The sequence below is a fragment of the Staphylococcus caledonicus genome (genome assembly GCF_016238465.1).
In the GTDB taxonomy this organism is placed as follows: domain Bacteria; phylum Bacillota; class Bacilli; order Staphylococcales; family Staphylococcaceae; genus Staphylococcus; species Staphylococcus caledonicus.
On the sequence record NZ_JABTXV010000004.1, the window covers coordinates 86319 to 111459 of the forward strand.

The following is a 25141-nucleotide window of genomic DNA, read 5'->3' on the forward strand; positions in this document are numbered from 1 at the left end:
ATAAACCCCTTTAATTTAAACTAAATACTTTTTTAAAAAGATTTAATTATCGTAACATATTTTGTTGTATAGTATTTAAATTCAGATTAGATATTAATCCGAATTTAATATTTTTGAAAATTCAAAAGTGCAACAATAATTTAAATATAATTAGAGAAAGAACGTGCAGGTTGGTTGGGATAAGGGGGAATAAATTAGCCATTTTAGAGGAGACGAAAGCCTTTAGAGACAAGAAAAGGCCTGCTTTCTATGATAGAAAACAAACCTTAAGAAATAATACATTATTCTACGTTTAGTTCTTTATAAATAATTTCATAATATGATTTAGGACTTACTCTTTGTAAATCACCAATCACATAAAATTCTTTTTTAGCTCTTGTTACAGCTACATTTAGTAAATTAGGTTTCTCACATGACCAATTAACGGCGCCATCTTGTGTATTATCTGTACCAACTACAAAGTATACTTTTTGAGCTTCTTTTCCTTGGAAAGTGTGTACAGTTCCTATAGATTTATTAATCCATTTTTTAATCTTTTCACTATCGACATCAATCATTCCTGGCAATTTAGACTTTGCTAATCCTTTAATTTTACTTTGTACAGCTGAAAAAGGTGATATAACAAATGAGCTTGGTTCGACATTACCGTCTTTCAACGCTTCTTCCCAATCTTTAGCTAATAAATCCACTACTTTTTCGCCATGTTCTTTTACATATTGTTTATGGATAGAGGTTCCACTGACATCATGCCATCCTGTTTTGCCAATTTTTTTAATATTACTAGGTAATACCATTTTATTGTTATAGGCAATCTGATTTGCGATAGTAAACATTGGATTCAAGCATCGTCTATGCACCCACAACGGGATGCCAATCCATGTTTTTTGTTCTTCATCGGTAGTATCACTTTTCCAGAAGCCATATTTATTCGCATTATCTGCCACTGATTGAACAGAAGCTTCTTTTGAAAGTAACCGTTCCGGAATATTATAACTTTTACGAATATTATCTATTAAATGGCTTTCTAATGTAACTACAGGTTCTATTTGAATTGGGTCTCCTACAGCTATAACATTTTTAGATCGGTATAAAGCCCCTACTGCAGCTTGAGGTACCGCTTGGCCCGCTTCATCAATAAATAAATAATCAATAAAGTCACTAGGTACGCCTTGATACATAGATTTAAAACTTGCAAAAGTAGTACTTACAATTGGGAATATTAGATGCATAACATTCCAAGCGTTATATACAATCTCTGGTTTTGAATCTATGAACTTTCTTCTGTTTTTAAAATCCTGTATTGCGTAATAAATTGTAGTATTGTTAACTATTAATAATAATTTATGCAATATCATTGATCTTAAGAAAAGCATCGCGCGTCTATATTGTAATTCATCACTTGTCCATAGGTTAGAAACTTGGCGCTCATCATAATTCTCTTTATCCCAAAAATCTTTCGATGGAATGGTAATACTTGAGTTAGCACGATACTCTTCCAATTGCGCGGATTTTTGGTTAATTTGGTCTAATTTCTCTTGTATATGTTTAAATTCTAGAGTTAACTGATCTTTTTCTTTTTCCTTACTAGCTATTTCACTTTGTTGCGTGCTCTTAGATTTTTCTAATTCTAATTTTTTTGTTAGTAATTGTTGTTTTTCATTATTATATTCTTGAAATTGTTCATCTTCTTTTGGAGAAATATAGGACTTTAATTTATTTAGAAAACCTTTGTTACTAGCTTGTATTGATTGAATTAAGTCATTAATTACAGCTAGTTGTTTATCATTATCATTAATTTGCCCTTCTAAATTTTCTAGCGTATTTTTATTATCTTTTACTTCTAGTTCAATTTTTTGAATCTGATCTTTTACATTTTGTGCGTCATCTTTTAGCGAATATTCTCTTTGCACATATTCTTCATAGTCTTTATAAACTTCGAAGGCTTTGATAGATTCATTTTTCAAATTTTCAACATTTTTTAGTTCATCTAAAAATGCCTGTTGATGCTCTTTCCATTTTTTCATTAATTCTTGGTAACCTATATTACTATTCTCATCTTGTAATAATTTAGCGAAACCAACAGATTCTTTATCTTGTTTTAACAAATGGTCTAGTACTTCATTGATATTTTTACTTCTCCCAAACACACCTGAGAATAAGCCCCATGCCTGCTCTCCAATTAAATCTTCAGCAATTTTAGAAAAGCTCTCCAATTCTTGAGCTAAGGTTGCGTAATCCCTTTCGTATTCAGGAAAAGCACATTTGTCAGGGTCTCTTATTATTTCTTCCAGTTTAGGTAAATCCTTTGAAATATTTTCAACTGCTCCATTATTACTAGAAGCAACCACCATCTTATACTTAGCAATAGATTCTTTTAAAAGATACGCTGGTTTTTCATCAGTCTCATGTATTTTTACTTTTTCAAACGCTTTTCTCGGATTATCAAGTTTGGCCAGTTCTTTACCTCTTTCGACCACATAATGTGCGAAAATATCTTTTAATAACGTTGTTTTGCCAGTGCCTGGTGGCCCATTGACCGAACTAATTTTCTCTCCACTATTAGTTATTTGATTTACAGCTAGTTGTTGCATAAGAGAGAGTCTAAACTCTGTTTGTGAAGGCCAACGTCCGTCTGATAATAAAGATGGGTGCAATAATTGTTCGATAACTTCTTTATTTTCATCTACTTCTATACGTTGGCTATCTTTTACTCCTATTATATAATCAGTTAGCGTTTGATTAGGGTTTTTTCTAGCCTTTTCTATATCGCTTATAAAGAAACTATTAAATTCTGGTTTAGGTAGTTCATTATTTTTCACAAATTCTATAGCTACATAGTGTGAAAAAAGACCGTTTCTTTCTTCATTTAATATTGAAAAATATTCATCATAAGCTTTATCCATTTGTATTAATTTTTGTTCATTAACAGGCTCATCAGCTAAAATTTCATTTATTTTCTGTTGGAATTTTTCCACAGAGTCATTATATTGTTCTTCTATATCAGAGTTTTTGTCTTTTTCTATTTCTTTTAATGCACTCATAATCATTGGTATATGTATTGAATCACTTATCACTTTTCCATTTTCGTCAGTATTAAAAGTATATCCATAGCAATGTGTTGTATTAGGATTATAAATATCTGAATGACTATCGAAAATATCTTGAATTTTCAGATTAATTTCATTGTAATAGAAACAATATCTATAAAATTTAAATACTCTTTCCCCTTTTTCTCTCTTATCATCAGAAATTACAAAGCGCTCATCATTCCAAATATCAGAATATTCATCGAAAATCCTTAATTGTGTTTGCTTTTCTCCATATTTAAAGTGATCTTTAGACAACGTATCATTTGTTGTGTATTCCACTTCTCCTGGACTTAAAGACTCAATTAATAACCAAGCCGATAACGTATCTTTTACCAATTGTCCCATCATAACCCACCTTGAGTTTATTATTTAATGTTTATTACCATTCTAACAAAAAATTTATACTGTTAGTGGCTTTTCCAAATTTCCTTATATAATAGCCTTTCAACTATTTAAGTAATTACTAAAATATCTCGTTTAACTATGGTAGTGTGTAACTATACGATAACTATTTAGAATAGAACTTTAATTAGGAGGGTGCAGGTTGTAAAAAGTTTTAGACTTCATTTTTAATTTCTGTATTGTCTTACTACTGACATGTGTTGGATTACATATACTTAATAATATTTTCGACTGGCATTTAAAATTTTATTTTAGAGCCTTTCAATTAAGTGTTGGAGCCGTAGCTATAGTAGCTTACCTTTTATCAACTTTTATAGAGAAACGTAAAAAGCAATCGAAAGATTCAATTTTGTAATTAACTCTTTTTTATTTTAAAAATATTGCATGAGTTAAAGACTCTCGTTCTACTTTTTCAACTCTTTTTTAATCGTTTTAAATAACTCAGTTAAATTCCCATGTTGGGTAAAATCTGGTACTAAGATCATTTTCTTCGCCTTTGGATATGGGGATGCGAGTGGATTACTATGTAATTCTTCAAGTGCACTTTTTGTAGCTTTTACTAACAATCTGTTATCGTATAGCCCACCTATAACTACATCCTCATAATAGATAATATATTCTCCCATCATTTTTCTAGTTCTCACTTTATCTTTATCTACATTTTCCAAAAGTAACTCATTCATTTCTTTTTCTGTCGCCATAATTACCCCTCGTTATTTGTAATTTCTATATTCCAATCGCTTTTCTTAAACCTTTTAATTGAACATCTCTAATCGTCGTAGCAACTTCCTCTACATCAACATTGTCTTTATTAGCAGACCAGTATTGGAATGTCTTAATTAATATAAGATACATATATTCTTTCACTAAATCTTCTCTTACTTTTGAGACATTGGTAAGCTCTCCTAAATCAATAAATCTTTTAGCTATTTCATTTTTTATTTTCATTTCAAAACTTGAATCACCATTATGTCCTAGCAATAGACGTATTGTGTCTGAATACGGTTCTAATGCGTCAAATAATTGTGTATACATTTCAATATTAAACATATCCTTTTGCGCAAATTCTATTTCAATTTTTTGCCGTTCTTTATGAATATGATTTAATATTTCTTCTTCTATTTCTGATAAAAGATTATATTTGTCCTCATAATATCTATAAAATGTACTTCTTGTTATTTCAGCTTCTTCCACAATTTGATTTACAGTAATTAAATCAAACTTATTTGTTTCCATTAATGTCAATAAACTATTTCTAATTTTTCGTTGAGTTAAAGATGTTTTTCTATGGTAGCCCATTATATCACTCCTTATCTTCAATATAACACAAAATATTACAATATGTTCGATTTCATACAACTAATCTTTTTTTGTTCTTTTATAACTGAAAATACGGTGCTATATTTTCAAAGTATTAAATATTTGAACTTTAGGAGGTTTGTTCATGTCTAGTCAAACAAGTAAAAAATTAAACTTAGATATTCATGGCAATTCATATAAACCAAACATTATTATGAGCATTATACTGTTAGCAACCTTTGCGGGTGCGCTTATGCAAACGTCTTTAGGTACTGCATTACCTACTTTAATGAAAGATTTTGATATAGACTTTAGCACGGCACAACAAGCGACTACATGGTTTTTATTAGCTAATGGAATTATGGTTCCACTTTCAGCTTATCTAGCAACACGAATCTCTACCAAATGGTTACATGTAGGGGCATATGGAACATTATTATTAGGTTTAGTACTCACAGCTATCGCGCCTTCACAACATGAAGGATGGACTATTTTCTTAGCAGGACGAATTATTACTGCAATTGCTGTAGGGCTTATGATGCCTTTAATGCAAATTATCATTATCAATATGTTTCCTGTAGATAAAAGAGGCACTGCAATGGGATTAAGTGGTTTAGCAGTGGGATTGGCACCGGCTATGGGTCCTACATTTGCTGGTTGGATTTTAGATAAAGACCATGTTTTATTAGGTCTTACAATCACAGACTCATGGCGTAATATCTTTGTATTACCTATTATCATCGTAGCTATCGCATTTGTATTAAGTTTCTTTTTCATGAAAGACGTCATACCTAACCGTCAAATTAAATTAGATATTTACTCTCTTATTCTTTCAACTATAGGATTCGGCCTATTTTTATGGGGATTCTCCAATGTTTCAAGTGAAGGCTGGGACAGTTTAAGTTACGTAATCTCACCAATTGCAATTAGTGTTATTGTGTTATCAATATTTGTGGTCAGACAACTTAAATCTAAAGATCCTTTCTTAGATTTACGTGTATTTAAATCTAAAGGTTTCACTATAGCTACAATCGGTTTAATTGTTGTAACTATGGCCATGTACGGTGTTGAAATGATGTTACCAACCTATTTACAAAATATTCACGGCTTTTCACCGTTTGAATCTGGACTAACATTACTCGCTGGTGCTTTAATGCTCGGCTTTATTTCGCCTATTTCAGGTGCTTTATATAACAAAGTGGGCATTAAACGTTTAGCATTTGTAGGATTTTCAATTTTAACATTAGCATCAATCCCATTTGGATTTTTAACAGATAGTACATCACCTACACTCATACTAGTTCTTTATGCTATTCGAATGTTTGGCGTAGCAATCTTATTAATGCCACTTACAACTAACGCCATGGATGCTTTAACAGTTGAAAAAGGTACACATGGTACGGCAGTCAACAATACTGCAAGACAAGTAGCATCTTCTATTGCAGTTGCATTGTTAACATCTGTGACACAAAACATCATTAATAATCACATGCCAAGTACAAGTTTAAAACATACTAACCCTTTAGATTATATTGCGCAAGCCCAACAAGCTTCTGTTGATGGTTTTAACACTGCATTTATGATAGGTATATTCTTCGCTATTGTTGGCGTATTAATTGTACCTTTCTTGAAAATGAATACTACAGAAAGTGAGAAGAAATAAAATGATAGTAACTATTATATTAACTATATGTGTGTTTGTTAGTTGGCTACTCATTCCTCATAAAGTAACGCGCTATATTCTAGGTTCAATCTCTACCCTATTATTATTACTCACTATAATTGGTATTAAGGCTAATATGACACACCATTTTGGTATGGAAAAACAAGTGATTACTTCGAAAGAAACAGAGATATATAGTGCAGGTGCTAAAAATAGTCCTATTAATATGTTAATTGCTAATGAGGTCGGGAAAAACACGAATAATTATGTCATGGTTTTTAAAGATCAGGAAAATGATAAAAAAGCACAACCACATTTTAAACCTAAAATGGATAAAGAAAATATATCAGAAACGGTAAAACACCAGGCTAACTATGTAATTAAAGACACTAATAAAGCTACTAAACAGACGAAAAAAGAAGTTTGGGTTTGGAAATCAAAATTTTACAAATTTCTATTTAACTTTGGTCAAGGAGATAAAGAAATAATTAAACGTACGACTACAATCTCTGTACCAAAAGATACATGGGTAGTTTTAAATGCGGAACAGGCAAAAAAATTACAACACAGTTCGAACACGCAAAATAAAAAAGTTAACCCGAAAAAACAACAAGCAAAGATGCAAAATTTAATGGCTAAATATAAAAAACAACATCCAGATGCTTCTCAACAAGAAATTAAAAAATATATAAAACACCAACAACAGATTCAAGCTACTAAACAGATTAAAAATGAAATATCAAAATAAAATAATTGATGTTCTGTAAAAGATAGTGAATTTTGGAAAAGTGTCCTTCTCTCTTATTATTAACGCGCATGTTTACATCTCTTTACCTAGGGCTATATAAGTAGGCGTTCAATTTTATCTAAATCGAGGGAGTGATATTGATGAAACAAAGAGCATTATTAGTGATTGATATACAAAATGATTATTTCGAAGGTGGTAAATATCCACTAGTAAATACAAATGAGGCGCTAGCGAATATTTTGAAATTGGAAAAGCAATTTAAACAAAATAATGAACCAGTTATCTATATTCAACATATAAACTACAATGACAATGCAACTTTCTTTGAAAATAACACTACCGGTGTAGAACTTAAAGAAGAGCTTGATACTGACTCAAATAGTATTATTATTGAAAAACAATATCCAAATAGTTTCTTAGATACGCAATTAAAAAACACTTTAGAACATAATAATATTGAAGAAGTTGTAATATGTGGCATGATGACTCATATGTGTGTAGATTCGACTACTAGAGCTGCTGCAGAATTAGGTTACCAACCGACACTTATTGACGATGCTACTGCTACACGCGATTTAGAAGTAAACGGTAATAATGCCAACGCTGAAGATGTACAAAATGCTTTCATCGCTGCGTTAACTGCTTTCTCAACTGTGAAGAAAACAGATGAATTTGTAGAATCAAACTAAGTTAAATTTTTAAATATAATTACTAGTAAACCAACCTACTTAAATCATTTAGGTTGGTTTATTTATATTTGAGAATTTTTATTCCGAGGGGAACTGTTGATTGCTTACTTATTCACTCAGTCCTCTTTTTAATGCTTCAATCGACTCGCTCGTCGCTTTTTGACTTATTTGAGCATCTGGAACAATGGATTCAAACTCATGAAATCCTCCTGGATATAGATGGAATTCTACTGGTACACCCGCTTCAGTTAAAGCTTTTACATAGTTCATTGTCTCATCTCTAAAAGGATCCAATGTGCCAACTGTAGTGTATGTAGGGGGCAAATGACTGAAGTCTTCTTCACGCATCGGTGCAGCATATTTAGGCGTTTCTCCTTCTACATTTTTTAAATACATCGACCAAGCAAATTGATTTAAATCCTTACTCCAAATTCGTTTATCTGTAAATTCTTTACTTGAAAAAGTTGAACACGAATCATCAATCATTGGAAATAATGGCATTTGAAATTTAATATTTGGGCCTTGTCGATCTCTAGATAATAAACTTAGCGCTGCCGTTAATCCGCCACCTGTACTGCCTCCAACTACTGCTAGACGATCAATATCAACGCTGAGACTTTGTTGATTCTCAACTATCCATTGTAGTGCCAAGTAACAGTCCTCAATTGCTGCAGGATATGGATGTTCAGGTGCTAAACGATAATCTACAGAAACCACTACACAATTCACTTCTTTTACATATTGCGCACACTTAGCGTCATTACCCTCAACCGTCCCAAATACGTATCCCCCGCCGTGAATAAATAACACGACTGGCAAATCTTGTTTTTGATTGATTGGCGCATAAACTTTCAGTCTTACTTTAACGTTATTCTTATGTATTGCATAATACTCCTTTTGAGTTATTGCGCTATTTTTATACGGTTCAATCAACTTCTTATTCACTTCTCTAATAAGTGGTAGTCTTTCTTCAGTTAATTCCATTGGTGATAAATTCTTGAAAGTACTTAATAATTCCTTATGAATTCTATTTTCCATTATTTTTCTCTCCCATAACGCTTACTTGGCGAACCCAATATTTCTTTACTTTAATGTAGCACATTTAATAGAATTGGTATTTTATATTCTGCATATTCCAAATTAATTTTATGAGCCCTAAATTATTGTATTTAAACACGTACTAATAACCCTTTTCAACCACACAACTTTTTCAATTACAAAAAATAAAATTTTATTATTTATAAAATAACTACAAAAGCCTTACAAAATATATTAATATAATATTATCATAATAAAAGAATGGGGTTAGGAATTTGAAAAAGATTTTAGCAAGTTTAGGGGTTATTTTATTAGTTGCTATATTAGGCGTAGCAGTGCTATTCGCTTATGGAAGTTATAAAGATTTAGAGCTTAAAAAAACAGAAGCCAAATTAGACGAAAAGAAAGATAAACACGAGAAAAGTAATAAAGAAAAAGAATCTTCTAAAAAACATAATAATGACAACGATGGTTCATCAACAGAACAACCTAAAGAAGATACCAGTGTAGCTACTGAGCAACAAAATACTACTAATGACAATAGCCAACAACAAACTGCATCCACTTCAACAAACACTAATGTAAACAGCTCAGAACAAAATAATGTAAGCACAGAAGCTGGATCTAATACTCAACAGAATAGTCCATCTAAAGAAGAAAATTCACAAGTCGCCAACAATACTGAAGAAGCAACTCAACCTAAATATACAGCTGAAGATGCTAAGCATATGAGTGATGATGAATTTCTAAATGCTTATAAAGAAGGTATGAATGGCGATGAGGCTGCCGCAGTTGATAGTAACGCCGCTGATTCTAAAGAGTATATTAATTACTTAAGAGGGCAAGTAGAAGCAAGAGAACATGGTCAAGGCGGAACATATTAAACACTGAAAGGAATTACAATGAGTAAATTACTAAGTACTATCACGATAATTGCCATTTTAGGCATATTAGTAGCAGTTGGTTTCTTCGGATATACCAAGTATCAAGAAGTTGAATTAAGAAAAGATAAATTACAAGCGCAACAAAAAGAAAATAATGATAACGATAGTAATGCACAAGCAAGTACAGACACGGAAAATGAGTCTCCTTCACAAGACAACCCGACGTCTCAAGAAACTCCACAACAACAAGAATCAAATGACGGTAGTGAATGGGTCAAGGTTCACAAAGGTGGCACTACAAGAATTGCTAATAAACAAGAATTTTCTAACTTAAAAGTTAATAGAGATAATGTATTTGATTATTTAATAGCAGGTATTAACCAATCAGAAGGCGGAGATGCGTCTTTAATAACATTTCAACAACCTGAATTTATACTTCAAAACGGTGGTATGTGGAAAATAGCTGCTAATAACAAATCAGGCGCAGGTTCATATACTTTTACTGTAAAACAAGATGGCACAGTAGAATTTTGGGATGGCTTCATGGATGACAAATTTGAGGAACAAAAAGTTACATTACCTTAATCTAATAAAGCAGAGTATGAAGTAAAATTCGTACCCTGCTTTTTTGTATATGTTGAGTTACTCCCTTTCACAAATACTAATTTCTCTCTCTTTAACTAACTCTTCCACTCATTCTTAGTCTTTCCACACGCCCCTACTTATATAAATTTTACAAAAATTTTTTACAGAATTGTTTTTAGAATTTACACTTTAATAGAAAAACAATTTATTATTTATAATTAATATTTATTGTATAATTATTACGGTTGTTATTGTTAGACATAGTTAAAACAGAAAAATTAATTTAGAAAGGAGTTTATTTATGCGTGTTTACACCTCGATTATATTTTGGATGAGGGCGATCGCTTGTTTAAGCGTGGTAATGATTCATACGATAACAACTACATTTTATAAGTTTGATATGCCTAATGAGGGTTATTTATTACGGCTTGTACAATTATTGATATTATATGCGACACCAATGTTTGTGTTTATTTCAGAATTTTTACTGGCGAAACAGTATAAAACCAAAGTGAAAGAAGGCTTTGTAAAACAAAAGATTCTTACCCTTGGCATTCCTTACATCATTATCAATTTAAGATTAGCTTATGTATATGGTCATCCTCATAGCTTTGCGGATTATCTTGAGTCGGTTGAGTTTATGATGTTTCATGGTGGAACGTTGACATATTTTATTATCATTATTATTCAGTTTTATGCTTTACATATGTTGTTTGCTAAATATTTAGTGCGTTTCAATCCTTTGAAAATTATTATCTATTCACTCATCATTACGACTTTATTCTGGGGAATGAGAACATTTATAGATGCACCTGATTCGCCCCTTTTCCATTGGTTATGGGAACGAGAAGGTTGGATGATTTTTATTGGATGGTTAAGTTATTTCTTCTTAGGATTTTATATGGGCTATCACTACGAGAAACTTATGGCAAACATCCAACGTTATACCTTACATATTTTAATAGGTACATTCGCCGTGATTTTAATTACATCGATAAACTATTTATCCGGATTTTTAACATTAGTTGATTCTAAACGCGTAGATACACCTATTTACGTCACCATGATTATCCTGTTGTTCTTCTTAGTGTCATCCTATGTTAAATACGTGCCAAGGTTTTTCATTTTCATTAGTAATTATTCATTCTCGATATATTTAATTCATTACTTTTTCGTCCATAGACTAGGTGCATTACATGATCATCCACTATTAAATATCATCTTTACATTTACGTTAACTGTGACATTTTCAGTATGTATCGCATATATATTTAATTTAAGTAAATACGGGAAATACGTAGTAGGTGGTATTGGAAAAGTTAAATATGAAACGTTTTATCAAAGTTATAAAAACAATTTAGTGGATTAAAAGGGGGACAACACCTATGAATAAGTTAGTTTCAGTTATCATCTCAGTTTATAATAAAGAACTTTTCTTAAAAGAATGTATTGAATCCTTAATTAATATGAATATTGATAAATCACAAATTGAAGCTATATTTGTCGATGATTGTTCGACAGATAAATCGGTGGAAATGATTGAACAATATGCGAAAGATTATGAATTTATAAAGCTCGTGAAGCTGCCAACCAATACTGGTAGCCCTTCTACGCCGAGGAACGTGGGTATTGAAGAAGCTCAAGGTAAGTACATCACCTTGCTAGATGCGGACGATTGGCTAGATGTGGAAGGCTTTCCTCAATTCATCCAAAAAGTTAACGACGATGATGCAGATTTTGGTTTGGGACAAAGTTTTAAACATACTGGAAAGAATATTGCTTACCATGCGAGATTTACGGCATATAAAGATGAATCTCACTTGAAACCTGAAGATATTGAGAAGATTTTCAGAGCGGTGGGTCCCCCAGGAAAAGTATTTAAACGCGATTTAGTACTAGATAATCATATTCAGTTCGAGCATATGAAATATGGTGAGGACAAATTATTCTTTACTGAACTTATTTCGAAAGTTAACGATATTACTATGACGACGCTACCGGTTTATCACGTGAATCGTTTTGATGAAAATGTCTCACTCGTTAAACAAACGTCTGTGATAGATAAAGGTTATATCAACTTAGAAGTAGCGAAGAGAATTTGCGAGATGGATACACCTTCTACATTGAAAAAGATGGCCTTATCTAGAGTGGTCGAGGTCGATTTCATTAGTAGATTGTTGCGTACTAAAACGTTCTTAAAGTCACTTAATAGAGAAGAATTTTATACATTATTTGATAAATTGGAACAGCTATTGAATGAACATGGCTACCAAGTTATAGACCTATTAAAAAACGAAGTATTTATTGCGATATATAAACTCTATCAACGTGAAGATAAGCAACAGTTAGTTAATTTTATTAACGACGTTATCAATAAAAATTGGAGTTACGTGATTCAAAATGATGTAATTTACATGGATTATTTCAATAAATATGACGTGATAGATTTAATCCCTGTACGTTGTTATCCAATTTATGAAGGAACGCAGTTAATTGAGGGCGAAAAATACGAAGTTGTGAAGGTTATGAAACCTCAAGATTTGAATATTAGAACCGTCAAATTACAAGAAATTAATAATGCGTCTAATACACGTAAATTAGAATTTAAGTATGAGAATGGCCGCATTTATATTCATCATAGCCAGTTCGAACAGTTAAAAGCCGTAGACATTAATCTTTCAGTCGAAGCTGGTGAAACAGAACATTCATTAGTTTATGCCTCATATCCAAGTAATAATGATATTTATAAAATGAAACGCCAAAGTTTCAAAGTTGAATTTATTTATAAAGATAAAGAGAAAACTGAAACGGCACCTGTGAACCCTGAAGATAAATACTTTTTAAAAATTAGCGGTCCTTTAATGACGCTTAAGAAAGTTAAATTATACAAAGATCTTGAGTTTAGAGAACCGATTACTAACCTCGTGCCTGGTACTAAAGTAGAACCAACAGAGGTGCAATACTCATTGAATGGCACACCGAGAATTGTGTTAAAAGACGGCAATATCGTCACAGCTAATAAAGACTTCGTAGCTCCGATTGACACTAAAAAACCTGAAAATTATATTACAGAAGTCCCTGAGCAAGTTAAAATATTGAAAAAATGTAAACTGTACGATTCACGAAACTTCAAAGACAATAGTCTCAAAACCTTAGAAGTTGGCGACACGTTTAACATTCAAACAATCATTTACACTTCAAGCTCAACACCTCGCCTAGTAACCGAAGACGGCTTCTACCTCACCGCAAATAAAGATTTTGTTGAAGTAGTAAAGTAGAGAAGTATAAAGTAAAAGGTCAACGACAGAATACTATCGTTGACCTTTTTTAGTGGCAAAAACCTTCCCCTACCATATACATAGGGGAAAGATTTTAACTAATAATTAAATTTTAATTCGTTATTGGCTTCGGTTATCTCTATCGTATCGCCTTCTCTTAACTCGCCATATAACCTTTCTTCTGTTAAACGGTCTTCTAATAATTTAGAAATGCCTCGTTTAATTGGTCTGGCACCGTTTTTAGGGTCATAACACAACTTAGCTATTAATCTAATCGCATCTTCTGAAAATTCGATATGGTACCCCATTGATTCAATTAATTCAATTTCATCATTGATTAATAGTTGTGTAATTTCAAAGATATCTTGCTGATTAAAAGGCTTATAAGTAATAAATTCATCGATACGGTTTAAAAATTCAGGTCTGAAATAAAGATTTAAAGCATTTTTGACACTTTCATCTACCGTTTCAAAATCAGTTTCATCTTTATTTTGTTGATTTAACCCTATTACTTTTTGATTGCGTACGTCGCTTGCACCGATATTAGAAGTTAATAATATAATACTCTCACTAAAGTCGGCCGTCTCTCCTAATGAGTTAGTGAGCCGTGCATCATCAAACACTTGCAATAATACATCGAAAACTTTAGGGTGAGCCTTTTCAATCTCATCAAAAAGAATCACTGCTCTAGGATGATCTAACACAGTCTTTACTAGATCCCCAGTTTGCCCAAAACCAACATAACCCGGTGGTGGCCCAATTAATTTAGAAACCTCATGTTCTTTTTGATATTCAGACATATCAAATCGTATTAGGTTACGTTCATCTTTATATAAAATTTGGTTTAATATCTTAGCAGTTTCTGTTTTACCGACACCAGTCGTCCCTAATAACATGAATACACCAACAGGATGATTAGACTGCTTGAAGCCTAACTTCTTTCGAACTACTGCGTTGGAAATTACTTCGATGGCTTCATCTTGACCGATAATTTTAGACTTCATCGTCTCTTTTAATTGGCGCAAACGCTCGATTTCAATATCTGAAACAGTTTCATCGGGGTTGAGTTCCGCTTCTTCTATTTCTTCACCCAATTTTTGTTCGATTGCCTTTTTAATATGTTCTTTTGTCACTGTCTGAGAAAACGTTTTGTCCTTAGAAGCAGTCATATTTCTAGAATATTCAGTTTCAAGTTGTGTCATTTGTTGACGTATTTTCTCGATATTCTGTTCATTAAATTCAATCGATTGGGCTTCTTTTAATTCTGCCTTTAGCTGATTCATTTTATCGATATAATCAGCTTGTATGTTGGCCGTCTGTCCTTGTTCAATCCTACATATCGCCCCTGCATTATCTAAAATTGTAAATGCTAAATCAGGTAACTGTTCTCTTGGAAAATATTTTTTCCCAAAATGTGACGCTAACTTAATTGCATCTTTTTCATAGTTAACTTGATGAAAATTCTCATAAACTAGTATTGCTTTATTCGTTATTTCAATTGTATGTTCAATACTTGGTTCATCGATCTTGATTATCTCAAAACGTCTAGTCAATGCAGTATCATTAGATATATATGATTGCCATTCGTCTGGCGTTGTTGCGCCTATTATACGAAAATCATTTCTAGCCATAGCTGGTTTTAATAAATCTGTAAGACCTTTACTTGAACCAATCATATGAATTTCATCAATAAATAAAATAACATCTTTTTCCCGTTTCATTTCAGTTAAAAATCTTTGGAGCCCTTTATGAATATCGCCCGCTATTACTGAAATTAAGTCATTCAAACTAAATTGCAGGATTTTTTTATTATTTAATGAGGGCACCTCTTTATTGATTATTTTTAATGCTAAACCTTCGACAATGGCAGATTTACCTACCCCACCTTTACCTATTAAAGCGACATTATTTTTATCACGACGAGACAAAGCAATTTCCATATGCTGAATTTCTTTATCTCTATTTATCACAGGCATTATTTCTTTATTACGTGCTTTTTCAGTAATGTCTACTGCAATATCTTCAAGTAGTGAATAATCGGGATCTGACAATTTATTAGTTATGCGCTTTTGTCTAGCTGCATTCTCGCGTTGTTCTTCTTCACTTTTACCATCATAACAGCCACTTAATTTAGAGTTATAACGCGATTGATAACGTTCTGCTAATGACTCACCCTTGTATAGGTAATCATATTTCAACATTAATTTATCTAAAATATGATAGACATTACAAGTCTCTTCTTGAACCATTCCCACTAATATCCAATATGTGTCTATACCGCCGCTTGGGTTGTTTTGAAATCTCATTTCTTCGGCAAAATCCAATATCTCTTTAACATTATGTGAAATTGGATAGTCACCCATATATTTTATAGTTTGATCTATAGACGTTTCATTTATAAACTGTACTGCATGGGTTTTTACGTATCTATTGTGTTGTTTTTGCTTTTTAAACACATTAAGCCTTTCATCATCGAGATAATCTTTATCTTCAAGTTCTATATGACGATTTTCTACTATATCAGCTTGTTGAATTTCATTTTTAATTTTCTTGCTTGTTATAGAAAAGCGACCTAATGCATAGGCCGCTCCAGTGTCTGCAGTAATAGCAAAAGCAAGCAAAATATCTTGTGATTCAATAACTTTTCGTTCCTTCTTAGCTACTACCTCAGCAACATTTAAAAATGAATCCTTACATTGCTTTGTGATGTTATATTCCAACATGTTATTTAAAGATGCTTCCATATTTGAAAATACCTCACTTAATCGTTATTTTTAGTAAGTTCTTCTAACTCTTCTTTAAATTTATTTAAGCTAATTTCTTCATGTAATTCATCGATAACATCACTGACACTCTTAACATTTTCATTGTTTTCTGGTGAAGACAACGTTGAAACAATATTATTTTTAGATATAGCCGCACTTTGTCCTTTAAATTTATATATTGATGGTTTTATGTCTCTTTCGTAATCAATGTTACGTTCATTACAAATATTTATAAATAAATTTTCCCATGAGTCATACTTATCATCTTCAAAGCTATAACTTCGTAAAAATACCACTGTATCTTTATCTCTCTTAATTTTATCGATAATTGTATTCACACTTAATCTACTACTCTCTAAATTTTTTAAATTCTTTAAATCACCCTTTCCAAATGTTCTATATGGAATTAATTCAATATTAGCAACTTTAATATTATATAAAGCCTTTTCAAACTTTTCTTCAACATCGTATCCCAATGCTTCCGCTTCTTCCATTGTTTCAAAAATTTCTTTAGACGCGAAGTCTGTATTATTTTTATCATTTACATATTTTTTCTCAATTGCAAATTCTTCTTGTATGTACTCTCCCACAGTTTCACAATCATTTGAATCCTTTGTCTTCATATGAGTTCTAGGGTTAAGTAAACCTACTATAAATTTCGCATTATCAATGTCGCCTAAAATATGGTTAGGTATACCCCAACGTATTGCTTTAGATTTTTTTCTTTTAAGATCATCGCGATCATTATCGTTAATCCATGAAAATTCTTCATCTTCAATTTCTGGGTTTTTATATAATTCTTGATATCTCTCAGCTTTTTCTTTTACTTCTTCTTTATTCCAAAAATTTTCAAATTTGTTCCATAAATCATTACTCATATTATTCTCTCCTATCTTTTTAAACGGACAATTATAGACACACAATTTATGTATATTTATAATGGACGCTTTTTGTATATAATTTAGTAAAACATATTAAAAAGACAGTATATGTCCGTTTATAAATGTATTGTAATTATTGAGGTGAAAAGTATGGAAAAAGAGAAAAGACTGCTATATTTTTTCTATTTAATCATTAATGGGGAGAAGATTAATCGTTCAGAATTTATCAAACAAACAATGGTCACACCTCGAACATTAAGAAGAGATGTAGAGGCTATAAATAACTTTTTTAAAGATCCTGAGTCTCCATGGCGTGATAGTGATAGTCATATACAATTACACGGTAAAAATAATGAAGCTTATTATCAAATTCAAAATAATTCATTTAGTAAAAATAGCTATGCCACGCTAGGATTATTATTAAGTATTAAAAGTTTAACTCCCAAACTACATAGCAGTGTTTACAACTTATTTAACCAACTTATTTCATATAGTAGAACGGAAGATATCAGTACATTAAGAAGTGTATTAAATCATTTTAATATAAGAGAAAAAGCAGGAGATAGTATTTTTCCTGGTCAAGAATTAATGACTTTACAAAAAGCGTTAACTACAGAAAAAATGGTCACATTTAAAGACAAAGAATCAAAAAAGCATATTACAGCTACGCCACATTCCTTGATGTATATGAATTATGATTACTGGTTAACCTATGATATAGGAGGCAGATTATACGATGTGAAAGTGCGTAATGTGACAGATGTAGAAGTTATGGAGAACTTTTCAAAAAATAATTCAGAAGTCTTTGAAATCGTTAAAGTGAGAGTACGTAAGAACATAAGTCAGGAATTAAAAGAGTTATATGATGTTAAAAACAGTCGCCCATTAAACGAAGAGGAAGCCAAATTTGTGGATAAAGAAAGTGATTGGCTCATTTTTGAAATTCTATGTACTAAATTAGATGCATTTTATATTGCTTATCAAAAAGCTCCACACGCACAAATACTTGAACCACAAACTTATATAGATAGCTTTTTAGATAGAATGTTAGAAATATTTAATCAGTATGATGTGCCAAAAGATAGAATAGGTAAGCAATGAATCTTAGGTTAATAATTCTTTGTAATAAGAAAAGGGAGTAAGTTATTCTAGTGACTCACTCCCATTTTTTATTAGGTTTATTTATATTGTTTAAATAACGAACTTATTTATGCCGTAACAAGTTGGTGATATTTCTTCATAATAATTGGATGAATAATTATAGAAACCAAGAATATTGGACTAAGTATCCATGCTAAGATGTACTTTATAACTATAATTATGATAAAGCTAAAAAAGACGCTTTTAATATATGTGCTATAAGATTCACGCCAACTTATTTTATTTCCTCTTCTCTCTTCTTTAATAGTTGGCATAGCTTGACGATTAGCATCATATGCCATTTTAGCAAGCGTACCAAAATCTTTTCTAAAAAGTATGCTTTTAGCAAAGAAAAATCGTATAAATCTATTTTCTTTTGTATCCAGTATATATGAACTTAACCAAGCATACGTATAACTTCCGAGTATAAAAACTGTTATATTCCAAATCCAACTAACCAAGCTTGTATATTCATTTTGAGCCATGAATATAAATTTAGTTAAATAGATTAGCGTATACGGTGTATAGAAAAAGAAAATTGGCATTCGTGGAGTTGCGAAATAATTTTTTAACATTAATTAATCATCCTTTTTATTTTATAAATAAGAAAAACTAATTTTGATCTTCTTCGTCTCTTTTAACATATTTTTCATCCGGCTTATCATTTACTACTGTTTCAGCTTCATCTCCCACCTTAGTTACTAACTTAGTATCGGAATACTCTGTGCTATCCATATATGCAAAATTTGTATCATATATTTTCTTTACACCACCACTACTAAATGACAAGTAACTATCATGTTGTGGTTTATAATTTTCACTTAAAATTTTGTATATATCATTTTTATTATCTGCTTTTGTATATGAAAATCGATTATAGCGCACGTTACCGAAGGGTTCGATGTTAAAACTTTCTTTCTCGGTTTCATTACCAGAATCATCAGATACCACTTTAATATTTAATTTGTATGGCTTAGTACCATTTTCGAACATGCTATCTGCTTCTTTTTGTGCATCTTTAACATATTTCATGGTTTTATCGTAATCACCTTGAGAATAATTAAAGACTTGACCATCTATTTCATGTCTACCTATTCTGTCTTTATCTACGACGAAATTAAAATCATCAGTAAGAGCATCAAAATCAGAAACGTTCTCATTTTTAAGATAATTAGTCAAAGCAAGAGAATATACGCTTTGATTATTTATTGTTTTTTTCAAGCCTTTTTCAGCTACTTCTTCTATTTCTTTATCAGACATTTTACTAAGTTTTCCTAGGCTGACTTCATCTTCCATATCCTTGTCAATTAAAGGTTCTGCATTAAGATTATATGTAGATATTTTTCCATTTTGAGATTTTACCATTGTATGTACAATATTATCTTTACTAATTGAATCTTCTGCATCTTCAACTACAAAAAACCATTTTGTACCACTGTTCATCATTTCACCAAAAGCTACTTCTTTTTTATTACTTACTCGATCTGCTTTATTTCCACAAGCAGCTAAGACAACAATCATGGTTAAACATACTAAAATTATTCTTTTCATCGCTTTCCCTCACAATATTTAAAAATTTATATATTTAATTATATGAATTAAAAACGACATTATATGACCGTTTGAAAATTAGTTTATAAATATAAAAAAGGTTTGTTTCCAAATTTAACGGAAACAAACCTTTTTTCATCTTAAAAATGAGTTTTAGACTGACCTTACACGTCCGGCACATTAAAAGGCAACAGTACCTATTAACATCGCAATAAGTAATAACACTATCGCAAAGCTCCATACCCAGAAGAAGGCGTATTTAATATATGTGCCCATGTTCGCTTCGGCTAAGCCAAGTGCAAGCCATACTGCTGGCGCAAATGGACTGACGAAGGTACCAATAATATTACCGATAACCATTGAATAAGCTGTAGATACTTGAGAAACGCCGAACTGTGCTGCTGTTTCTTTCACAATTGGTAATAGTGCGAAGTAATACGCATCTGTACTTGTTAATAAATCAAGTGGTACGCCGAAGATACCTACGATGATATGGATATATGGCCCTACCGGTTGTGGAATGATATGGATGAAACTTGTAGAAATGGCTTTAAGCATACCTGTTTCATCTAATATACCTAGGAACATACCTGCTCCTACAATGACAACGGCCATCATTAAGGCGTTAGGTGCGTGTGCTTTTAAACGATCCATTTGTTCATCTACGCTCTTATAGTTAATAACTAAAGCGATTGAGACGCCAATCATGAACGCGAATTCAGGTGGCGCTATATTAGATAACATGACTACCATGACTAAAAGCGTTAATGCCGCATTAATCCACTTGATTGATCCATGTTCTCTTGCGCGTCCTCTTACTGGAAACTTGATTGCTTGATCTTGTTCATAATGCTTAACGAGTTTATGTATGTCGATATCTTGTGTTTCTTCAAGTTCTCCTCGTTCAATTTTCTTTTTAATGCGTTTCTTTTCCCTAAAACCGAAATAAACAGATAACAACATGACTAAGAAGAAACCGATAATTTGAACCGGTATGATGCCATACCATAATTCATTAACACTTTCCGCCTTTAACACTGTCGCCACTCGAGCCATCGGACCGCCCCAAGGCACCATGTTCATGACCGCTGCACTTAACGCTAGTAGTAAAATAAGTAAGTAACGGCTCATATTTAGTGCCTGGTACAACGGTAATAATGCAGGAATACATAGTAAAAATGTTACTGCTCCCGCCCCATCAAGTTGTGCAATAGTACCGAGTAATGCAGTCATAATACATACAATCACCACATTACCACGTGTCATAAGTAATAATCGCTTCACAAGTGGTTTAAATAGGCCACTATCATTCATAATACCAAAGAAGATAATTGCGAAAATGAACATGATGACCACATTCATTACTTGCGCTAACCCTTTATCGAAGAATGTTACTAAATCTGCGACGCTATATCCTAAAATTAATGCCCCAATACACGGAATAAGCGTCATACCCACTACTGGACTAATTTTCTTAGCGATTAATAACCCCACAATCGTAATAATAATCGCCAACCCGACTATCGTTAACCACATACTGTCCCCTTGCATGATTAACTTCCCCCTTCAAATGATTTAACAATCATTAATAATTAGAATTCAACATCTTTATTGCCATAACGTTTTAATTTTTGCAAATGTAAGCGCTTTAAAAATATTTTATCATAAATTTATATATTAAGATATGTATGATTTATATGATTGTTATAGTTTGGAAATTTAAATTAATAAGAGGATGTTAACTAAAGGTAGCGTAGTTTTAAGAAGGTTTTAGAGACTAATTAAGTTAAAAAAATAGCTAAGACACTAATATAAAAATGTCTTAGCTATTAATGTGGCAGTAGTTGTCTGAGATGAAGATGCGTTTGAATCTCACTTTCTTCATCTCTAGTCAACCTTGCCGGGGCGGGACTACGAAATCTTAGAAATTGCATTAGATTTCTGTCCCGCTCCCACCTATAAAATAGGCTGTAAGTAAATAACATATGCGAGTGTATCAGCTCATTGAATATGTTTACTAAGTTTTACACCTAGTTAGTGATTAACAGTCAAGACTAGGTGTATTTTGTTACTTTTATATTACCACGAGTTTTAAGTTTGGACAATTAATTTTAAGTCAGGTTTTTATTATCATATTGTAGATTGATTAAGGTCTAATTAAATACATTATTTTACAGAAGCTCTACATACTTACTTCACTTTTCAAAAAATACTGTATTTCCAAATATGCAAATCATACAACAAACACATAAATTACAAAATGTTGTATTTACATATAATAAAATTTTATTTATATTATAAAAAGCAGGGAAAAGAGTACAGATTTATAAATAATAAAGGGGTTAAGAATGTGAAGGTTATAAAAAAGAAAGAGTTAACTAACAAGATTAAAGTAAGTGTATTAATCAGTACCTACAACAAAGAAAAATTTATTGAAAAAACATTGGATAGCATATTAAATCAAACGATGAATAAGAAAGATTTTGAAATCATCGTTGTGGATGATTGTTCAACAGACAACACGTTCGACGTGGTATCTAGAAAAATTGAAAGTTTTGCCAATTACCAATTTGTCCAATTAGATGAGAATTCAGGTACACCAGCAAAGCCACGTAACTTATCCATTGATCTAAGCAAAGGCAAATACATTATGTTTGTGGATGGTGATGATTGGCTACCTACAGATGCCTTAGAAAAATTATATACACTTTTAAAAACTAATAAAACTGACTATGCTACTGGTCTTACAAAGTATGTATATAACGATCGCGTTGCACGTAGTGGCGTGGCTTTATCTAAAGTTGCATATAAAAAGACTGATTTAAAGAATTTCAGAAAATCATTTTATCACCTAGCGCCTGCAGGTAGAATGATAAAATCGAGCATTATCAAGAAAAATAAAATCTATTTCCCAGAAATGATATATGGAGAAGATTTACAATTTTTCGCCGAAGTTTTCTTCAATACTAAACATATCAGTACTACACAAGATGTGGTTTATTGTGCTAATCGTTATGAAGAAAACGTCTCTTTAGTAAAATCAGAAACATCTACTACACTCAATCGTATGAAATGGCAAAATGAAGCCTATAAACACTTGATGAATAAATACAAGAAGAATAGAATTATTGAAAATTTATTATACAGAATAATAAACAAAGATATTTTAGAAGCGAAATTTTACAAGAAGCGTTTTATTAAACAAATTGATACATTGTTACCAGTGTTCCAAGACATTTTCAACATGATTGATAATGATTTCAATTCATTAGATTACGCAGATGACGATTTAAATAAACAAGCTATAGAACTTATTAAAAGTGGCAATAAAGAGGAAATTATAAACTTTGTTAACTTCTATTTGAAAAAAGACGACAAACCATTACATGTCTCAAATGATATATATTATTACGTATATAAAGGAAATAAATATAAAAAGAGAATGCATGTAACGTTAGAAAAGATATTCGAAAAAAATGGAAATATCTACTTAAAAATCTTCTCCAAAAACTCAGATTTAAAGTATCTTGAAATGAAAAGTAGAAAAGATCCAACAGACTATAAAGTTATAGAGTTGAATAAAACTTTCCTCAAACCTGGAGAATACACAGTTCGATTCAACACAAATAAACTTCCAAAAGGAAAATTAGCCTTAACCGTACTCGATAAACATTTAAACGGCTCCGTAATTAAATCAGGGATGCAGTTCGACTTTTATGAAACAGTTAACGGTTACCTAGGTTATATTAAAAAATAATAGCTATATTAAAAGGTTTGTCTCCGCGTATTGTGGAAACAAACCTTAAATTTTATTCTGAAATTGATTTTTAGACTTACCGGACCCATCTCTCAAGTTAAAACTCAATATAAATAAAAATTAATACTATATTGCTATTCATCATTACAACCGCTTCGATAATTTATAAGTATATTTTTATTTTAATATTATTTTTTCAATAAGCTTTGCTATTTTTATAATTTCACCGTCTATTAAAATTAAATATTCATTCAAATCGCCCATTTTTTCATTCATAATTATTTGCTCTATAATACTTCTATCTTCTTTAATTAAAATCTCCTCAATTTTATAATGAAATATGTTGTTCCTTAGTTTATTATTAATCATTTTATTTTCACTATCTAATATTAATTTTAGTTCTTCAATATAATCAACATTTATTTGCTTAGAATAGTTAAAATTTTTTTCAAGAATACTCAAAGAATTACATGAAGAAATGTAAATTATCAGTTTATAACGTGTATATAAAGGAGATCTATCATTAATTATTTTTGGTAGTACAAATCTCATAAAATTAATAGAAGAGAGTATTTTCAATAAAAATAAAATAACTTCGTCATCTAGATTATTATTAAAGTATTTAGAATTAGTAACATTATCATCATTAAGTTCAATATCAAATAATTTCATTTTTTTAATTGAACTATTAATACAATATGCTAAATTTGTTTGTTTAATACCTTCACAAAATAAATTAATTAATAACGAAATATTTTTTGAGTAAGCTATTATATTGTTTTTAGTTTTTAGCGATTCTAAATTATTTTTATAAATCAGGTCTTCTAATTGTTCAAATATTTGATGGCTACTGTAAATAATCTTGTTATTATATGTAGCAATACTCAAGTTATCTTGTCCGAATAGTTTAATGAATAAGTTTTGGATGCAATTATAGCTATTTGTCATAATATAATTCATACTTAGCATACTTTTTTGTATACCCTTTATTGATTTTGCAACTTTTTGCTTTGCATAAATTTTATTTTCTAATCTTGTTGACTTAATAATTTCTTCCATTGTCTTATCGTTGATATCTTCAAAGCTACTTAAGATTTGTGGACAAATAGATATAATACCTTCAGCAACCATACTAATAATATTCAAATATGAAAGGCTAACTATTTCTTTTTGTTTTTTAGGTAATAAATCTATCTTTTTAATACCATTTCTACATTCATTAGCCTCTATTATCAATTCAAGCATTGAATAATTATCATTATTTAACATATTTTTCCATACCCCTAGTTTTTATCCTATTAGTTAATCCTTTTATACTTTATAATTATAAAATTTGAATAATAATTAGTAAGCTTTACCTATTCTACTAATT

Annotated in this window: 19 protein-coding genes; 9 read left to right on the forward strand and 10 right to left on the reverse strand. The window is 31.0% G+C overall.

All coding sequences use genetic code 11. The features are described 5' to 3' along the window. Positions 1 to 281: 281 nt before the first annotated feature. The 3 genes from HS848_RS10695 to HS848_RS10705 all read right to left on the reverse strand — a co-directional run bounded on the left by HS848_RS10695 (position 282) and on the right by HS848_RS10705 (position 4790). Positions 282 to 3434, reverse strand: a complete 3153-nt coding sequence (locus HS848_RS10695) for a DEAD/DEAH box helicase (protein WP_198612315.1) — start codon at positions 3432 to 3434, stop codon at positions 282 to 284. A gap of 461 nt (positions 3435 to 3895) precedes the next feature. Further along, complete coding sequence (locus HS848_RS10700) at positions 3896 to 4192, reverse strand: TfoX/Sxy family protein (protein ID WP_198612316.1); 297 nt, start codon at positions 4190 to 4192, stop codon at positions 3896 to 3898. Between the two features lie 25 nt (positions 4193 to 4217). Next, positions 4218 to 4790, reverse strand: a complete 573-nt coding sequence (locus tag HS848_RS10705; RefSeq protein ID WP_198612317.1) for a TetR/AcrR family transcriptional regulator — start codon at positions 4788 to 4790, stop codon at positions 4218 to 4220. Positions 4791 to 4935: 145 nt separating this feature from the next. On the opposite strand from HS848_RS10705, the gene HS848_RS10710 reads away from it, so the two are divergent. The 3 genes from HS848_RS10710 to HS848_RS10720 all read left to right on the forward strand — a co-directional run bounded on the left by HS848_RS10710 (position 4936) and on the right by HS848_RS10720 (position 7890). Next, positions 4936 to 6453 carry an MDR family MFS transporter gene (locus tag HS848_RS10710; RefSeq protein WP_198612318.1) on the forward strand — a complete coding sequence of 506 codons (1518 nt, stop codon included), beginning with the start codon at positions 4936 to 4938 and terminating at the stop codon, positions 6451 to 6453. 1 nt (position 6454) lies between these two features. Next, entirely contained in the window at positions 6455 to 7201 is a 747-nt protein-coding gene (locus tag HS848_RS10715) for a DUF4811 domain-containing protein (RefSeq protein WP_198612319.1), read from the forward strand. A 140-nt stretch (positions 7202 to 7341) separates the two neighbouring features. Next, complete coding sequence (locus tag HS848_RS10720; protein WP_198612320.1) at positions 7342 to 7890, forward strand: cysteine hydrolase family protein; 549 nt, start codon at positions 7342 to 7344, stop codon at positions 7888 to 7890. Between the two features lie 108 nt (positions 7891 to 7998). On the opposite strand, the gene HS848_RS10725 is transcribed toward HS848_RS10720, so the two are convergent. After that, positions 7999 to 8928, reverse strand: a complete 930-nt coding sequence (locus tag HS848_RS10725; RefSeq protein ID WP_198612321.1) for an alpha/beta hydrolase — start codon at positions 8926 to 8928, stop codon at positions 7999 to 8001. Positions 8929 to 9203: 275 nt separating this feature from the next. On the opposite strand from HS848_RS10725, the gene HS848_RS10730 reads away from it, so the two are divergent. From HS848_RS10730 to HS848_RS10745, 4 genes are all read left to right on the forward strand, one after another. Then, positions 9204 to 9812, forward strand: coding sequence for a hypothetical protein (locus tag HS848_RS10730; protein ID WP_198612322.1), 609 nt, complete (start codon positions 9204 to 9206; stop codon positions 9810 to 9812). A gap of 18 nt (positions 9813 to 9830) precedes the next feature. After that, a complete protein-coding gene (locus HS848_RS12780) occupies positions 9831 to 10397 on the forward strand; it encodes a hypothetical protein (RefSeq protein ID WP_232806172.1) in 567 nt (188 codons plus the stop codon). Between the two features lie 301 nt (positions 10398 to 10698). Then, entirely contained in the window at positions 10699 to 11766 is a 1068-nt protein-coding gene (locus HS848_RS10740; protein ID WP_198612323.1) for an acyltransferase family protein, read from the forward strand. A gap of 16 nt (positions 11767 to 11782) precedes the next feature. Continuing rightward, positions 11783 to 13675: a glycosyltransferase gene (locus HS848_RS10745; RefSeq protein WP_198612324.1), complete on the forward strand. Its 1893-nt coding sequence runs from the start codon at positions 11783 to 11785 to the stop codon at positions 13673 to 13675. A gap of 98 nt (positions 13676 to 13773) precedes the next feature. Here the strand turns inward: HS848_RS10745 and HS848_RS10750 are convergent, their stop codons facing one another. Further along, positions 13774 to 16419, reverse strand: coding sequence for an AAA family ATPase (locus tag HS848_RS10750; RefSeq protein WP_198612325.1), 2646 nt, complete (start codon positions 16417 to 16419; stop codon positions 13774 to 13776). A 17-nt stretch (positions 16420 to 16436) separates the two neighbouring features. Then, entirely contained in the window at positions 16437 to 17318 is an 882-nt protein-coding gene (locus HS848_RS10755) for a hypothetical protein (protein WP_198612326.1), read from the reverse strand. A gap of 153 nt (positions 17319 to 17471) precedes the next feature. Between HS848_RS10755 and HS848_RS10760 the strand changes: the two genes are divergently transcribed. Beyond that, positions 17472 to 18422: a hypothetical protein gene (locus HS848_RS10760; RefSeq protein WP_198612327.1), complete on the forward strand. Its 951-nt coding sequence runs from the start codon at positions 17472 to 17474 to the stop codon at positions 18420 to 18422. A 107-nt stretch (positions 18423 to 18529) separates the two neighbouring features. Here HS848_RS10760 and HS848_RS10765 read toward each other — a convergent pair whose 3' ends face one another. The 3 genes from HS848_RS10765 to HS848_RS10775 form a co-directional block, all read right to left on the reverse strand. Further along, positions 18530 to 19036: a hypothetical protein gene (locus HS848_RS10765; RefSeq protein ID WP_198612328.1), complete on the reverse strand. Its 507-nt coding sequence runs from the start codon at positions 19034 to 19036 to the stop codon at positions 18530 to 18532. 37 nt (positions 19037 to 19073) lie between these two features. Continuing rightward, complete coding sequence (locus HS848_RS10770) at positions 19074 to 20012, reverse strand: hypothetical protein (protein ID WP_198612329.1); 939 nt, start codon at positions 20010 to 20012, stop codon at positions 19074 to 19076. A gap of 180 nt (positions 20013 to 20192) precedes the next feature. Beyond that, positions 20193 to 21563 (reverse strand): CitMHS family transporter, encoded by a 1371-nt coding sequence (locus HS848_RS10775; RefSeq protein ID WP_198612330.1) that lies wholly within the window; start codon positions 21561 to 21563, stop codon positions 20193 to 20195. A 799-nt stretch (positions 21564 to 22362) separates the two neighbouring features. Between HS848_RS10775 and HS848_RS10780 the strand changes: the two genes are divergently transcribed. Beyond that, a complete protein-coding gene (locus tag HS848_RS10780) occupies positions 22363 to 23769 on the forward strand; it encodes a glycosyltransferase family 2 protein (protein ID WP_198612331.1) in 1407 nt (468 codons plus the stop codon). 177 nt (positions 23770 to 23946) lie between these two features. Here HS848_RS10780 and HS848_RS10785 read toward each other — a convergent pair whose 3' ends face one another. Continuing rightward, positions 23947 to 25038 (reverse strand): hypothetical protein, encoded by a 1092-nt coding sequence (locus HS848_RS10785; protein ID WP_198612332.1) that lies wholly within the window; start codon positions 25036 to 25038, stop codon positions 23947 to 23949. Positions 25039 to 25141: the final 103 nt, after the last annotated feature.